The sequence below is a fragment of the Synechococcus sp. R6-10 genome (assembly GCF_047461815.1).
Classification (GTDB): Bacteria; Cyanobacteriota; Cyanobacteriia; order Thermostichales; family Thermostichaceae; genus Thermostichus.
This window is the reverse complement of record NZ_JANSHW010000360.1, coordinates 1-1,442: the sequence shown is the minus strand read 5'-3', so window position 1 is coordinate 1,442 and position 1,442 is coordinate 1. Positions and strand designations below refer to the sequence as shown.

General features: G+C 58.8%; 3 protein-coding genes. 1 reads left to right on the top strand and 2 read right to left on the bottom strand.

Annotated features, from left to right (window positions below; translation table 11 throughout):
- Both NW837_RS10320 and msrB read right to left on the bottom strand, forming a co-directional pair.
- The coding region (locus NW837_RS10320; RefSeq protein WP_414331276.1) for an FTR1 family protein at positions 1-420 on the bottom strand (420 nt) is incomplete at its 3' end.
- A gap of 49 nt (positions 421-469) precedes the next feature.
- Positions 470-1,006, bottom strand: a complete 537-nt coding sequence (msrB, locus tag NW837_RS10315; protein WP_414331274.1) for a peptide-methionine (R)-S-oxide reductase MsrB — start codon at positions 1,004-1,006, stop codon at positions 470-472.
- Positions 1,007-1,236: 230 nt separating this feature from the next.
- On the opposite strand from msrB, the gene ndhN reads away from it, so the two are divergent.
- Positions 1,237-1,442, top strand: a 206-nt coding sequence (ndhN, locus tag NW837_RS10310; RefSeq protein WP_414331271.1) for an NAD(P)H-quinone oxidoreductase subunit N, incomplete at its 3' end; no start/stop codon positions are given.

Sequence of the window (1,442 nt, the reverse complement as noted above, 5' to 3'; positions counted from 1 at the left end):
CGTTTCCGCCCCCTCGCGAAACACCGCCACAAAGGCCAGAAAAGCCAAGGAAAAAACCTGACCCGTGGCCAGTGCCGCCTGCGCGTGTTCCCGCACAAAGGTTTGCCAAGAAGCCACTGCAGCCCGGCGGTGCAACCAAAGGCTGACCGAGAACAACAAACCTGCTGCCACCAGCCCGGTGATCCCTTCCAGCACCTCTTGTCGCGTGTGGGTGAGCATCTGCTGGAAAAACAGCTTCACCAGCAGACCGAGCATCACCGCTGCCAGCAAGCCCGCGGATCCCCCTATCCACACCCAGCGCTTCTGAGCCGATTGCCCGCTCTTGCTCATAAGGGCCAGCAGTGCCACCAGCACCAAGAGAGCTTCCAGGCCCTCCCGCAGCAGAATCGAAGCAGCATCCAGGAACGTGTAGTCCGACATAGGCTCACCCAGACAGGCGGCTCAGTTTTAGCTGGAGCCAAGAGGATTTCTAAGTGGTGGCTGGGATGAACTTGAGGGCAGCAGAATTGATGCAGTAGCGCAAGCCCGTGGGCGGGGGGCCATCCCGAAACACGTGCCCCAAATGCCCACCGCAGTTGGAGCAGTGGACTTCTGTGCGGGGCACAAACAATTTCCAGTCCGTCTTGGTACCGATCACATGGGGAGCAATCGGCTCCCAAAAGCTGGGCCAACCGGTGCCACTGTCGTACTTGGCCGCCGAGGAAAACAGCTCCTGCCCACAGCCGGCACAGACGTAGATGCCCGCAGCTTTGTTGTCGTAGTAAGCGTTGCGGAAGGGGGGCTCAGTGCCCTCTTGGCGCAGCACATAGTATTGCTCTTCGGTGAGCAGTTGCCGCCACTCGGCGTCGGTTTTGGTGAAGGGATAAGTCTGTTGGGCCATTGCTCTTTGCTCTCCTGCTAAGCTGAGGGGTGCTGTAATCAACCCGGCCACCGCCAAGGTCAACAGCTCGCGTCGTCGCATGATGAGGTTCATCTGTTGTCGCTGTGTAAGTGGCGGGGAGGCCATCCCTACTAGGGGGATCCATCCGCCTTTGTCCGCCACCTGTGGGTTGAGACCTGCAAGCAGGTTACCCGTATCTTAACCCTTCTTTACGCTCCCTTCTGCAAAACAGGGAGATAGCCAGTATTCTATGGGTTCCATTGGCAGCTTCTATCCCCAGCTTCAGGCGCCATCCCGTTACAATGAGCGCAGGTGGGCTGCTTGTCCAACCCTAGACGAGTAATGGAGTTCTTCCTATGCTGCTGGTCGGCTCAGGTGCAAAGTTTGTGCAGCAACTGGAGCAATCTGGGGCTTTGGCCATCTTTGTAACCCCAGAGGGGGGATCCGAAGGGCACTACCTGCGGCGGCTGCGCGGAGCTGGGTATGAGGTGGTCACCCTCTCCAGTAAGGGAATCGGGGATCTGGCCAGCTATTTGACGCGCATTCATGGGGTACGGCCTGC

Coding starts and splice junctions, on each gene's coding strand:
- msrB (WP_414331274.1), bottom strand. CDS start 1,006: ATGGCCTCCCCGCCACTTACACAGCGACAACAGATGAACCTCATCATG.